We start from the raw sequence: 13,730 nt of genomic DNA, 5'->3' as shown, positions 1-13,730 counted from the left end.
CTTCAACAAGAGGAGCATCGAAATGAAGCGACTTAGAAATTTCATATCACTTACTCTGATCGTTTTCTTTGCGTCGACAATTACGGCTTGCGCAGAAATGTACAGAAAGCCGGGTAACGACAGTTCTTCGCAAACGGATAAATTTGAATACTCAATTCAGTTCGATGCCAAATCAGGTAAACTGGTAATACTGAATAGCGAGGGTAAAGCCATTACCGGAAAACCCGTAAAATTCCCTGAAGAGCATCTACCAGTCGATGCAATTATAAATGTCCACACAATTATTGAAGCAAAGGGTTCTTGTCTAATTATCGTGAGTGGATTTGTATACAACCTCTGTCCAAGGTAATTCCTGAATTATTTATTCTTCACCCATAAGGACATGCGGTGAAGATACCCAGGCTGAAAATGACAAAAAAGTAGTCATTTTAGTATCCTTAAGTCAGGCAATTTTCTAGTTTGTCTCAATTAGTATCAGTGGCACATTGAGTTCATCGTTACTGAAGCCTCCATGCACCCCTATCATTTCATAGCGTCTTTCCTGTGCCAACCAATCCTTGATGACATAGTTGTCTTGCAACAGTAGCAAACGATCACCAATCCGCCACGGTAGTTGAGGGTGGTGCAACCCCTGACCAAACCAATTCTTCTCGATTAACTCATTTGATTGATAAGCGACCGCTTTTCCGGCTAACTCACTTTTCACATAATCATCAAAATCATTTTCACTGCCTGGACGTAAATAACAATAGGCAGCACGCGGTTCACCACAAAGTGGCAAACTGAGCATTTCCAGTAGTTCCGGGTGATCGTCGAGCGAAATCCTGTCATTCGGCTGGGTATCGATCTGGCCATGGTCTGCACAGATGATAATCAGGCTATCGGTGCCTCGACATTGTTCCAGTAGATAGCTGAACGCTTGATCGATTTCCAATAGATGGTGTTTTGCCTCTTCGCTCCAGATACCTGACTGGTGGCCAATACTGTCCAGTTCGGACCAGTAGGCATAGAGATAACGATCATCACCCTCACGAAGCAATTCTGCAATCTGACTGGCGAGTTCCGGCAGGTTCCGGTGTCTCACCAGGCGCGCCCTGCCGAGGTGGGCCCGGTTAAAATCCGAATCGGCGATATAGGCCGGTGATAGTATGACTGAGTCACAGGCGATTTTATCGCTGAAAGGTGTGTGCCCAAGCAAGATCCCGGTATCGATCCCTGCCTCTCCAAGCGTGACACCGCCATATCTTGGGCGTCCTGGCAGTACCGCCAATACAGCGCCCAACTCCCTGAAGTAGACATGCCAACCGGTCAGGCCATGCTGTTGCGGCGCATCGCCGGTGAGGAAGGTGGTTACGGCTGTGGCAGTGGTTGGTGGAAAGACAGAGGTTATCGCTCCCTTGAGATGTGCATTCAGCGCCTCGGCTTCAGGATGAGCACGAAGATAGTTGACTCCCAAGCCGTCCACCACCCAGAGCAGGATTTTACGGTAGGACCCGAGTGGCAGGGATGCTATGAGATCGAGTGGCGGATAGCTGTGGCGGTCACCACCCATTGCCCTCTGCAATGATGCCATCAGATTGACAATGCTGCCGCCGTTGTAGTCTGGAAATGGCATAAATCCTACCGATCCGGGGCGCTGATACACGATGAATCATTGTACATTTTTAGGTATTCTCCCCTATTATTGGCTCTTCCCCGGATCGAGTGGGTTTTAAGCCGCGAAAGAACAAGCCGCAAATTAACGCCAATCAAAGATAATACTCGCAAATTGTTCGCAATGAAGATACAGCCGATATATGACCTGCAATTCAAATATAGCGCTTTGCCAAACCTTACAGAGGCTATGATCGACATGCGCAATGTCTTATCATTTGCGATAGTTTGCGGTGATTGGCGTTCATTCGCGGCTAACAACCGTTTATGGATTTGCTAGAGAGGATTCAAGGTTAGTGGCTACACATGATGACGATCGTCCCTCCCCTGATGATGAAGCGACGCGTCTTGCTACGACCGACAGAACGGACAAGCAAAAGTCTACCGGCACTACCAATCCGACAACCGATCCCGGAAAGAACGTCACTGAAGCATTGACCGCCATCTCTGAAGAGCTGGCCAATGGTACCTCTACTGTAGTTGCTGTCGGCTCGGTACTGAAAAACCGCTTTGTCCTGGAAGAGATGCTGGGACGGGGCGGCATGGGCGTGGTCTACAAGGCCCGGGATTTGCGCAAAGTCGAGGCGATGGACCGGGACCCCTATATCGCGGTCAAGGTATTGTCGAAGGACTTTCAGGCCAATCCCGATTCTTTCATCGCCCTGCAACGGGAGAGCAAGAAGGCGCAGCAGCTGGCGCACCCCAATATCGTGACTGTCTACGATTTCGATCGGGACGGTCCGAATGTGTTTATGACCATGGAGTTGTTGGAGGGTGAGCCCCTCGATCAGCTGATCAGGCGCCTGCGCCCGGCCACCCTTCCGACTCAGCAGGCCCTCTCCATCATCGAGCAGATGGCCCGCGCGCTTGCCTATGCCCACTCCGAGAACATCGTTCACTCCGATTTCAAACCGGGCAATGTCTTTCTCACCTCGAAAAGCGTGGTCAAAGTGGTGGATTTCGGTATCGCGAGGGCCGCAAAAAACGCCGACCGTCCTGCAGAGGACGCCACTGTCTTCGATCCCGGGTCCCTCGGCGCCCTGACCCCGACCTATGCCAGCTGTGAAATGCTGGAGTATGGCGAGCCGGATCCGCGGGATGATGTCTATGGCCTTTCGGTGGTCGCTTACGAATTGATGGCTGGCAGCCATCCTTTCGACCGGAAACCGGCGACCTATGCACGGGACCTGGCGCTCAAGCCCAAACGTCCCAAAGAGTTGTCGAAGGAGATCTGGAATGCCATCTCCCATGGATTGGAGTTCGAGCGGGAGAATCGGACCCGCAATGCGACAGAGTTTCTCAAAGAGATGTCAGGACCCCGGCAAGGGAGGGACAATCTCCTCCCAAAATGGGCGATTCCGGCTGCTGCAGGCGTTATTCTATTGCTCGTCATCACCATCGGATCCCTGCTGTTCAACGGGCAAAATGGCGAAGTCCAACCTGAAATCGTGCTGCAGGAGACGACATCGCTGGAACCGGAACTAAGGGCGAGGATTGAGAGCATCCTCGAGGTCGCCGAGGTGCATATGCTTGTCGGTCGGCTGCTGGAACCCCCTGGCAGCAGTGCCTATGATGCCTATCAGCAGATATTGATCATGCACCGACACAACAAGCAGGCAACCCTGGGCCTGCAGCAAATTGGCGATTTTCTTGCAGAACAGGTCAGAGGCCTGATCGAATCGAAACAGGTTCAAGAGGGGAAGGCGCTGCTGGAAAAAGGGCTGGATGCCCTGCCTGATCATCAGGGATTGATCAAGTTACAGCAAGATCTACAATAGAACCATTAAGGGATCTTGCCGGTCAACGATTAAAAAAACGCTGTTACTTAAGCGTTTCATGACGCCATACGCACCGGGCATCGATACAGGCCAGTACCTCATTCCAGATCTCCTCCCAACAACAACCATGGGTGAAATCCTCTAACAGTATCAACTGACTGTCAGGTTGATTGTCCAAAGCGCCACGTATGATATTGGGAGGTACGTTGCCATCCTTGCCTCCCGCCAGATGGTATTGCCGAATTTTCGTTGGCAGCGTCGATAGCAGTTTTGGATTCCTTGACCCTTCCAATGGGTCGTAACCATGCAGATCGGCCCATGATTCAATATCCAGGTTACCGGCAATGGTGACGATACTCCGGGTTTCAGGAAATCTCTCAGCCATCAGCATGGCCAAGCTCCCTCCTCCACTAAAACCCAACAGGTGGAGGTTTTCATGCCCGTAGTCATTCATCAGCGTCCGTAGCGCCCTGGACATGCTGCCTATCACTTCCTCAGAGTAGCGTGCAGAGGTCCAGTAATTCGGCATACAAGGATGCTGATTCGCAAATCCATGGTAACAAGGCCGACCCAGAAAGAGACTGGGGGATTCATCCATTGCCATCAATTTCAATGCAATAGGTTTTCTTGGTGTGGGATCGCTGGCTTTGATGAATCCACCGATCCAAGGCGTGCCGTCCCCCCCCAGGTAGACGTGCAGGGTGGATGCGGTGCCCAACTTCCCGTTATCGAAGACGACATGGAAGAAATCACTGCCCATTATCTCAGTTTTATGGAATCCCTGTTCCTGCGCCATCCGTTCAAATCGTTGACTGGGCGTAGAACAGGCAACCATCAGCATGCATGTTGCGACGCAGCAAATAAGTGAATATGTCATAGATAGCCGATTAAACCATTTCCAGGGGGATTTGAATTGTCTATTCTTTATCGAGAAGCAAAATTATTAGGTTTTGGATATACCATGTTACATCTTCATTCAAACAAGCAAACACCCAACATCAAACCAGTACCACTGATCGTCAGCACTTTACTCACTGCAGTGCTGGCCCTTTCAGGCTGTCAAACGCAGAGTACCCGGCAGAGCAGCGCAGACGCGGCGGCACCGGTTACCGGCAACCCGGATAAATTTCTGATTGTCGACTGCCTGCTGCCTGGCCAGGTACGCAAACTGGGTGCCAACATGACCTATCTTTCACCCAGGCGGCCGGTTAAAACCACTGCCTCCGAGTGTGAGATTCGCGGTGGCGAATATGTGGCATTTGACCGTGCAGACTACCGAACCTCCCTGCGTGTCTGGTTACCCCAGGCCCAGGAGGGTGACCCTGTGGCGCAAAATTATGTGGGCGAGATATATGAGAAGGGACTCGGTATTGAGCCCGATTACGCCACCGCCGCCGCCTGGTATCTAAAGGCGGCAGATCAGGGCAACTCCAGGGCGCGCATCAACCTGGGCTTTCTCCATGAAAAGGGCTTTGGGGTGAAGAAAGATCTGGCCCAGGCACTTAACTGGTATCGCAAAGCCTCCGGTCTGGAGGATGACAACCTGCAGTTTTCCTCCGCGGTGGAGATCTCCAAGGCCGAACGGAAAGAACTGCGCCTTCTGAAGCAGGAGAGACAGCAACAAAAATCTGAAACAGAACGGTTGCGCAAACAGCTCAAGAACACCAGCACACAGTTGAAGTCGGAAAGAGTCAAGCTGACAAAGGCTGAAAAGCGACTGAAAAAGCTGAGGTCTGAAGCTGGAATTCAGCCCGCAATGACGACCTCTCCATTGATTGCAGCCGCCTCCGATGTCAAACAGCTGAAATCGGAACTGGCTGTCAGCGAAAAACAGGCGCAGCAACAGCGTACCCAGATAGCGGTTTTGGAAAAGGCGCTTACGAAACAACGGATGCAGATGGACAGTGCGCTCAAACAGTCGCAGCTGGAAACCGAACAGCAGAGAAAACAGGCCGCAGTACTAAGGCGTAAACTTGATGAAACCAACCAGCAGTTGATGAATGAAAAGGCGTCGCTTACCTCAACCGAGTCTGAGCTGGTGATGCTGCGCTCGGAGTTGAGCCGAAAAGAGAAACTATCCAAGGTTTCCCAGGATGAGGCACTCTCCGCACTGCAGGCGCAACTTGCCGAACAGGAAAAGGCCGTAGTAATCCAACAGCGCAAGATCGTGGATCTGGAATCATCACTCTCCACTCAGCAGACAAAGATGAACGAGGCGCTCCGCCTCTCGACCCAGGAGAAAGCCCAGTTAGAGGAGGCTTTGAAGGTTCAGACCGGCAAGGCCAGCCAATTGAAACAGAAACTTGACCGGACACAAACTGAACTTGATCGGACAATTGCGGATATCGAGAAGAATCAGCCTGTGCTTGCCGATCAACGCCGGCAACTGGAACTGGCACAAAAAACATTGAATGAGACAACCAGCAAGAGCATCAGCCTTGAACAGACGGTAGTGCGTCTGCAACAAGACCTTGAGAAGCGTGAAAGTACTATGGGACAACAGGGACAGGCAGTCGCAAAGCTCCGGGAACAGCTGACCAAATACCAACAGCGCCTGCAAGTGCTGGAACAGGAAAAGATCAATCAGCAAACTGCCTTGCAGGGTGATGTCGCCAAGCAGGAGCGCCAGATTGCGGAGTTACGACAAAAACTTGGGGAAACAGAGCGACAACTCGACACTAATCAGGCAGAACTGGCGAAAGTAAACCCTGACCTTGCTCGTCAACAGTCACTGCTAAGGAAGACGCAAAAGGAGCTTGTCGCCACCAAGACGGCTGCCGCACGAAAGGAGGCGGAAGTCATTCGTCTGCGCAAGTCCGAACAGGGCTTTCTCGATCAGATTCAGCAACAGCAGATCAAGATCGACCGTTATCAGGCCGAAGCGTTGCGTTACAGGGCCCAGTTAGCCGACCTGAGAGCCAATGAACAGGCCAGTCTGGTCTCCGGACCGACAATCGAGATCATCGATCCACCGGTTGCCCTGACCCGTGGCATTCCAAGCGTCCGTTTACGCTCGGCTGCAAAGGAGCGGCAAATAACGGGACGGGTTGTGGCGCCGGCCGGGCTGCTCTCTTTCACGGTTAACGACAAAACTGAATCACCCGATAATCTGGGTATCTTTTCAACCAATGTCAGAGTGGAAGATGAACAGACCCCGGTAAAAATGGTTGCTGTGGACAAAAAGGGACAACATACCAGCCTCGAGTTTCTGCTTATACCCAAGCTGCGTTATGCCAGTAGCGCAGAGGAGCAGCTGAATACAAGCAGTGACTCCCGCAACACCACCCGACGGATCGCCGGACAGGTTGATTTCGGTAATTATCATGCGCTGATCATCGGAAACAATCAGTACAATGACTTTCCCAATCTCCTCAGTGCCAGTGTCGATGCAAGGGAGACCGCGGAATTACTGCGTACAAAATATGGTTTCCAGACCACCACCCTGATCGACGCCACGCGTTATGACATGCTCTCGGCACTCAATAAATTGCGTGAGACCCTGACAGAAAATGATAATCTGCTTATCTATTATGCAGGACACGGTGAATTGGACAGAGTGAATTTACGCGGCTACTGGTTGCCCGTGGATGCAGAACCCAACAGTACAACTAACTGGATCTCGAATATCGCCATCACCGATATTCTCAACGCCATGTCGGCAAAGCATATACTCGTGGTTGCCGACTCCTGTTATTCTGGTTCCCTTACTCGCTCATCCATGGCACGATTGGAGTCAGGAATGTCCGATGAGGTCAAGACCAAATGGCTGAAAGTCATGGCGAAGACCCGATCTCGTACCGTGTTGACCTCTGGAGGCCTCAAACCTGTACTCGATCAGGGTGGCGGACAACACTCGGTATTCGCCAAGTCTTTTCTCAGAACCTTGGCTGATAATGACTCTATTCTCGAGGCCTATAAGTTGTTCCGTAATCTGGCGAAAGAGGTACAGCAGACAGCTTCGAAATTCGGCATCGACCAGATTCCGGAGTACGCACCTATCAAACATGGGGGACATGAAGCAGGCGAGTTCTTCTTCATACCGCAGGGTTGATTGGCTCAAGGGCTGACAACAATAAAGAAATCGAATCCGGGGAGGATATCTAATGACTGATTGTGGTAAAAATGCCCCAGTGGGTAAGCTTTTTGTCACCCAGCTGAAATACAGCTCAGTACTTCTTTTGCTGCTGTATTCTATGAACGCTTTCGCAATATTCAGCGTAACACCTGCAAGCTTGGATTTTGGCGGCATTGGTGTCGGCTCCGGCAGCGGCATCATGACCGTGACGTTCAACAACGATAACTCCACGTCTGCTATCGATTTCACCTCAATCACTGCGACAGGCGATTTCTCAATCGTCAACAATACTTGTCCTTTCCTACCGACGCTTCTCGATGAATTGACGAGCTGTACCGTCGATGTCAGGTTCAATCCCTCAGTTTCCGGTCCGTTAGCCGGCGCATTGACTTTTGACGGCCACGATCGTTCGATTGTCCTCGGTATGGGATTCCTGCCTTTTACAACATCTGTAACACTCAGTGGAACGGGATTGATCGGTGATCTGGCAATAGATGGCAATGCCGTGGATCTGGGTTCTGTACCATTAGGTGTAGCTAGCCAACCAGTAGCTGTACCCCTATCCAACACGGGCAATGACGCAGTTAATATCAGTACAATCTCGGCAACGGCACCTTTTTCGCAAACCAATGACTGTCCGGCAACCCTCAATGCCGGCACCAGCTGTACCATCATGGTCAGCGTCACTGCCACAGGCTTAGGGTCACAGTCCGGAACATTGACCGCAAGTGGTACCGCCATACAGGGTACTACCACTCAGTCGATCTCTCTGACGGCAAACGCCCAAAGTGGCGTACTGGGCACATCCTCTGACAGCATCGCCTTTCCCGATACGCCGGTAAACACCACCAGCAGCGCAGAAACCGTCACAATTAGAAATACGGGCAACTCATCGCTCCTGGACCTGGCGGTTTCGAGTAGCGGCGACTTCACCCAGTCCAACGATTGCCCGACCACACTTGCCGCCAACCAGAGTTGCACCGTCTCGGTGATGGCATCGCCCACTACTGCCGGTGATGTTACGGGCTCACTCGATATCTCCGCAACCGACGCTGGCCGCACAGTTAGCACTACAGTGGCCCTTAGTGTGAATGCCACGATCGCCGACTTGGTCACATCCGAGACACAGCTCTCCTTTCCTGACGGGACCGTTGATGCATCCAGTCAACCACAGGTTGTGTCTGTCACGAACCAAGGCAGTGCGCCCCTTACGATCAACTCCATCTCGACCGAGGGTGATTTCAGCCAGACAAACGATTGCGGAACAGAGATCGCTGCCGGCAGCAGCTGTGACATCCAGGTTGTATTCACACCGCAATCCACTGGAGCGGCATCTGGTGCCTTGAACATCGACACCAGTGACGGTCTATCAAGAATCGTTCTGTCGGGCAGTGCCGATGCCGCACCCAGCACCAATCCGGTTGCCGATCTTCTCAGACCCTTCAGCGGTGACAACCCGAATATTCTGTCATTGATTGATGTGATCGCCGAAGCCTGTCCCAGCGGCAGACTCAGCGATCGACTGCAGGAAGATTGTAATGCGGTCGTCGGTGCGGCGATCGATGGCGATAGCAACACCCAAGTGGCGCTGTTTCAAGTGAGTCCGGAAACGGCAACCAAGGCCAATACCACATCCCGCCAAGGCGGCGAGACCCAGATACGCAATCTGGGGACACGTATCTCCGCCCTGCGCGCCGGTGCCAGGGGCCTCTCGTTCAAGGGGCTCGATCTGCAGATCGATGATCAGAATCTACCCATTGAAATGATTGCAAAGGCATACCAGGACGCGGGGCGTCGCGGTGGTGGAGCCAGTGCGGATAATCAGTTACTGGCATCGAGACTGGGTGTCTTCGTGACCGGTGATATCTCTACCGGCGAACGGGATGAGACCGATCTTGAAACCGGTCTGGATTTCGATACCGTCGGTATCACCATCGGTGCGGACTACAGGATCACCAACCAGTTTATTCTCGGTGGTGCGGTAGGTTTCATCGACACCGAAGCCGAACTGGAGAACGATGCCGGCGACCTGGATACCCAGGGAGTCAGCCTGAGCCTGTTCGGCACCTATTACAGTCCGCAGAACTATTTTGTCGATTTCTCCGCCACCGTTGGTAAGAATGACTTCGACCAGAAACGGAGCATCGTCTACACCTTGGGCGGCCTGGCGGACGTCAGTCAGGAACTCAAAGCGGACTATGACGGTGACACGGTCAGCCTGTTCATCGGTTCCGGCTACGATTTCAATCGTGGCGCCTGGTCCTTTGGACCCCGTGCCGATCTGGAGTATATCAAGTCCGATGTCGACGGATTTACCGAGGAGGTTTCCGATCCCACAGCCGACGGTGGTGGTTGGGCGACCCGTGTGGAGGATACCGATCAACGTTGGCTGACCCTCAACCTGGGCGGCAAGGTCTCCTACACGCATAGCGCTGACTGGGGCGTCCTTATCCCTTATGCGAGGCTCGATTGGCTGCATGAGTTCGAGGATGATTCTCAGGTCATCACGGCGCATTTTATCGAGGATCCGGCCGGCATGGGGATCGAAATTCAGACCGATGATCCCGACCGGGATTACCTGCGCCTGCGCTTTGGCACATCGGCCCAATTTCAGAACGGTGTGGTCGGCTTCATCGATTTCGGCACCATCCTCGCCCATAGTGAGTGGAGTGCCCATACCATCAGTGCGGGACTGCGCATGGAGTTTTAGCCGCCAAGGCGTTCTAGAAAACGATTCACCCAATCCATGGCAGGTGCAGGGGTCGGTTGTCCGGTTTTGATCGACTCTGCACCTGCCAGTAGCTGCACTAAGGGAATGAAAACCCTATTACTATAGTGGATCGTCGAGACCCTCAAAATCATGTTTCATTATCGATTTGTCCATGGCATGATTGGGCTCAAATGCAATGCGAACTAAAGTTGTATTCGCCATTATGTAATGTGGCTGAATTGCTCAGCTGACGACATCTATATTCAAATCCAGAATCGTCAGCAACCGTATTGAGTAACAAGCAGGTGTGTAATCGATTGTCCTATTGAGCGGCACATAACATCAGGGAGCATAGACAATGGTATACTGCGGGAAGACCACTCAGCCATTGAGGCTGATATCTAAATCACTGCTCTATTTATCTGCCCTTCTGCTCGCACTTAACTCCATGAGTGCCTTTGCTGTATACGATGTATCACCAACCTCAACCGATTTCGGTACTGTTACCGTTGGCAGTAGCAGTGGAGCATCGACTGTAACATTCACCAGTTTCAATACATCAGGCCTTATTTCATTTAGCTCGATATCTGCAAGCGGAAGCTACAGCATCACCAATAATTGCCCGATGATAATCAATGGTCTCTCTTTGGGTCCTGGTGCATCCTGTACAGTCAATGTAGTGTTTACACCACAGGTCAGTGGCGCCCACAATGGTCAATTGACCTTTGTGGGAAGTGATGAAGGAATTGATTTTACTGCCCAGGTAGCACTCTCTGGCATTGGAGTGGCAAATCAGTTTGGCAGCCTGTCTTTTTCACCCAGCACACTGAATTTTGGATCAACTACCGTAGACAGTACCAGCAGTTCTGTTCCCGTGATACTCACCAATACGGGTAACGCATCGGTGAGTATCAATACAATCACCACAACAGCTCCATTTGCACAAAGCAACGATTGTCCCTCACAGCTGAGTGCAAATAGTAATTGCACCATTATGGTCAGTGCGACGCCCACAACAACGGGAACAGTCTCTGAGTCGTTGACAGTCGACGCAACCGGCCCACAAGGAGCAATCCTGGAAAGCATAGCCCTCAACGTAGAGGGTATTGCACCTGATCTCGTGGTTTCCGATACAACCTTATCATTTCCTGACTCGACGGTTGACACCTCGAGTCAGCCCCTGGTGGTAACGGTGACAAATCAGGGTACTGCGTCCCTCATGGTCAACTCGATTACCACCGAGGGTGATTTCAGCCAGACAAACGATTGCGGAACAGAGATCGCTGCCGGCAGCAGCTGTGACATCCAGGTTGTATTCACACCGCAATCCACTGGAGCGGCATCTGGTGCCTTGAACATCGACACCAGTGACGGTCTATCAAGAATCGTTCTGTCGGGCAGTGCCGATGCCGCACCCAGCACCAATCCGGTTGCCGATCTTCTCAGACCCTTCAGCGGTGACAACCCGAATATTCTGTCATTGATTGATGTGATCGCCGAAGCCTGTCCCAGCGGCAGACTCAGCGATCGACTGCAGGAAGATTGTAATGCGGTCGTCGGTGCGGCGATCGATGGCGATAGCAACACCCAAGTGGCGCTGTTTCAAGTGAGTCCGGAAACGGCAACCAAGGCCAATACCACATCCCGCCAAGGCGGCGAGACCCAGATACGCAATCTGGGGACACGTATCTCCGCCCTGCGCGCCGGTGCCAGGGGCCTCTCGTTCAAGGGGCTCGATCTGCAGATCGATGATCAGAATCTACCCATTGAAATGATTGCAAAGGCATACCAGGACGCGGGGCGTCGCGGTGGTGGAGCCAGTGCGGATAATCAGTTACTGGCATCGAGACTGGGTGTCTTCGTGACCGGTGATATCTCTACCGGCGAACGGGATGAGACCGATCTTGAAACCGGTCTGGATTTCGATACCGTCGGTATCACCATCGGTGCGGACTACAGGATCACCAACCAGTTTATTCTCGGTGGTGCGGTAGGTTTCATCGACACCGAAGCCGAACTGGAGAACGATGCCGGCGACCTGGATACCCAGGGAGTCAGCCTGAGCCTGTTCGGCACCTATTACAGTCCGCAGAACTATTTTGTCGATTTCTCCGCCACCGTTGGTAAGAATGACTTCGACCAGAAACGGAGCATCGTCTACACCTTGGGCGGCCTGGCGGACGTCAGTCAGGAACTCAAAGCGGACTATGACGGTGACACGGTCAGCCTGTTCATCGGTTCCGGCTACGATTTCAATCGTGGCGCCTGGTCCTTTGGACCCCGTGCCGATCTGGAGTATATCAAGTCCGATGTCGACGGATTTACCGAGGAGGTTTCCGATCCCACAGCCGACGGTGGTGGTTGGGCGACCCGTGTGGAGGATACCGATCAACGTTGGCTGACCCTCAACCTGGGCGGCAAGGTCTCCTACACGCATAGCGCTGACTGGGGCGTCCTTATCCCTTATGCGAGGCTCGATTGGCTGCATGAGTTCGAGGATGATTCTCAGGTCATCACGGCGCATTTTATCGAGGATCCGGCCGGCATGGGGATCGAAATTCAGACCGATGATCCCGACCGGGATTACCTGCGCCTGCGCTTTGGCACATCGGCCCAATTCCAGAACGGTGTGGTCGGCTTTATCGATTTCGGCACCATCCTCGCCCATAGCGAGTGGAGTGCCCATACCATCAGTGCGGGACTGCGTATGGAATTTTAGCCGCCAAGGCGTTCTAGAAAACGATTCACCCAATCCATGGCAGGTGCAGGGGCCGGTTGTCCGGTTTTGATCGACTCTGCACTTGCCAATAGTTGGATCAAGGGCATGAAACCGGTATCGCTGTTTGAATCCCGGCTGCTCAGGTTATAGAGAATCGAAGAGACTCTTTTTGGCAGGACCACGTTTTCCACCACCGCCGGATCGGGCTTGGCACAATAGGCAGGATCGGAGACTACCAGAAATTCCCGGCAGCTCAACGGTCGATGTGGATGTATCGAACAGGATTGATCCTGCAAGAAAGGGCATGGCAGGTTGAGATCGAAATAAGCCAGGCCAATGGCCTTGATTCGTTCCTTGTCATGATCAAGCGCAGCCATCTCCAGCTTATCGAATAATCCGTGGCCCGTTTCCTCCAGTGCGGCCATGTTCTTCGCAAACCTCGATCTCACTTCTGAACGTCTTGCCTCAGGCAATGATTCTATGAGGTTTAACAGAGCTGCACCTTCTGCTTTACTGATGGGTACCAGTTGAGAGCAACAGGCACCACATCCACTATGACAGGAAATCCGCTTACCGCTCTCAATCACCTCGGCAATCGCGATTTCAACCACTTTATCAGTAATATTCTGGAAGAATGGGAGTAACTCATGCAACTCAATCGCTTCATTGGTAAACTGGGCAGAAAAGTGAATGCTGCGGTTGCCAATGCGGATTTCAGCATTTACAGTCTCTGTTTGTGGGTTGACGTCCGTCAAAATCCAGGCTCTTTAGTTAAATAGCATTAGGGATTGTAAC

8 protein-coding genes are annotated in these 13,730 nt (G+C 52.3%); 5 read left to right on the top strand and 3 right to left on the bottom strand.

Features of this window, described 5'->3' with window-relative positions; all coding sequences use genetic code 11:
• Window positions 1-22 precede the first annotated feature (22 nt).
• A complete protein-coding gene (locus tag AB8516_RS02745; RefSeq protein ID WP_108295582.1) occupies window positions 23-349 on the top strand; it encodes a hypothetical protein in 327 nt (108 codons plus the stop codon).
• A gap of 105 nt (window positions 350-454) precedes the next feature.
• Here AB8516_RS02745 and AB8516_RS02740 read toward each other — a convergent pair whose 3' ends face one another.
• On the bottom strand, window positions 455-1,615 hold the full coding sequence (locus AB8516_RS02740; RefSeq protein WP_369157838.1) for an alkaline phosphatase family protein: 1,161 nt from the start codon (window positions 1,613-1,615) through the stop codon (window positions 455-457).
• Window positions 1,616-1,949: 334 nt separating this feature from the next.
• On the opposite strand from AB8516_RS02740, the gene AB8516_RS02735 reads away from it, so the two are divergent.
• Entirely contained in the window at window positions 1,950-3,431 is a 1,482-nt protein-coding gene (locus tag AB8516_RS02735; RefSeq protein ID WP_369157836.1) for a serine/threonine-protein kinase, read from the top strand.
• 43 nt (window positions 3,432-3,474) lie between these two features.
• On the opposite strand, the gene AB8516_RS02730 is transcribed toward AB8516_RS02735, so the two are convergent.
• Window positions 3,475-4,266 (bottom strand): alpha/beta fold hydrolase, encoded by a 792-nt coding sequence (locus AB8516_RS02730; RefSeq protein ID WP_369157834.1) that lies wholly within the window; start codon window positions 4,264-4,266, stop codon window positions 3,475-3,477.
• Between the two features lie 126 nt (window positions 4,267-4,392).
• Between AB8516_RS02730 and AB8516_RS02725 the strand changes: the two genes are divergently transcribed.
• The 3 genes from AB8516_RS02725 to AB8516_RS02715 all read left to right on the top strand — a co-directional run bounded on the left by AB8516_RS02725 (window position 4,393) and on the right by AB8516_RS02715 (window position 12,935).
• Window positions 4,393-7,482: a caspase family protein gene (locus tag AB8516_RS02725; RefSeq protein WP_369157832.1), complete on the top strand. Its 3,090-nt coding sequence runs from the start codon at window positions 4,393-4,395 to the stop codon at window positions 7,480-7,482.
• 142 nt (window positions 7,483-7,624) lie between these two features.
• On the top strand, window positions 7,625-10,216 hold the full coding sequence (locus tag AB8516_RS02720; protein ID WP_369157830.1) for a choice-of-anchor D domain-containing protein: 2,592 nt from the start codon (window positions 7,625-7,627) through the stop codon (window positions 10,214-10,216).
• A 358-nt stretch (window positions 10,217-10,574) separates the two neighbouring features.
• Entirely contained in the window at window positions 10,575-12,935 is a 2,361-nt protein-coding gene (locus tag AB8516_RS02715; RefSeq protein WP_369157827.1) for an autotransporter domain-containing protein, read from the top strand.
• Here AB8516_RS02715 and AB8516_RS02710 read toward each other — a convergent pair.
• On the bottom strand, window positions 12,932-13,690 hold the full coding sequence (locus AB8516_RS02710) for a YkgJ family cysteine cluster protein (protein WP_369157825.1): 759 nt from the start codon (window positions 13,688-13,690) through the stop codon (window positions 12,932-12,934). The two genes, AB8516_RS02715 and AB8516_RS02710, sit on opposite strands and share 4 nt — an antisense overlap.
• Window positions 13,691-13,730 lie beyond the last annotated feature (40 nt).

It is taken from the genome of Candidatus Thiodiazotropha sp. LNASS1, from assembly GCF_964212655.1.
Taxonomy (GTDB): Bacteria; Pseudomonadota; Gammaproteobacteria; order Chromatiales; family Chromatiaceae; genus Thiodiazotropha.
Note: the sequence above shows the minus strand (reverse complement) of the source record. Positions and strands in the feature narration are given on the sequence as shown.

Coding starts and splice junctions, on each gene's coding strand:
- AB8516_RS02745 (WP_108295582.1), top strand. CDS start 23: ATGAAGCGACTTAGAAATTTCATATCACTTACTCTGATCGTTTTCTTT.
- AB8516_RS02740 (WP_369157838.1), bottom strand. CDS start 1,615: ATGCCATTTCCAGACTACAACGGCGGCAGCATTGTCAATCTGATGGCA.
- AB8516_RS02730 (WP_369157834.1), bottom strand. CDS start 4,266: ATGGTTGCCTGTTCTACGCCCAGTCAACGATTTGAACGGATGGCGCAG.
- AB8516_RS02725 (WP_369157832.1), top strand. CDS start 4,393: ATGTTACATCTTCATTCAAACAAGCAAACACCCAACATCAAACCAGTA.
- AB8516_RS02720 (WP_369157830.1), top strand. CDS start 7,625: ATGAACGCTTTCGCAATATTCAGCGTAACACCTGCAAGCTTGGATTTT.
- AB8516_RS02715 (WP_369157827.1), top strand. CDS start 10,575: ATGGTATACTGCGGGAAGACCACTCAGCCATTGAGGCTGATATCTAAA.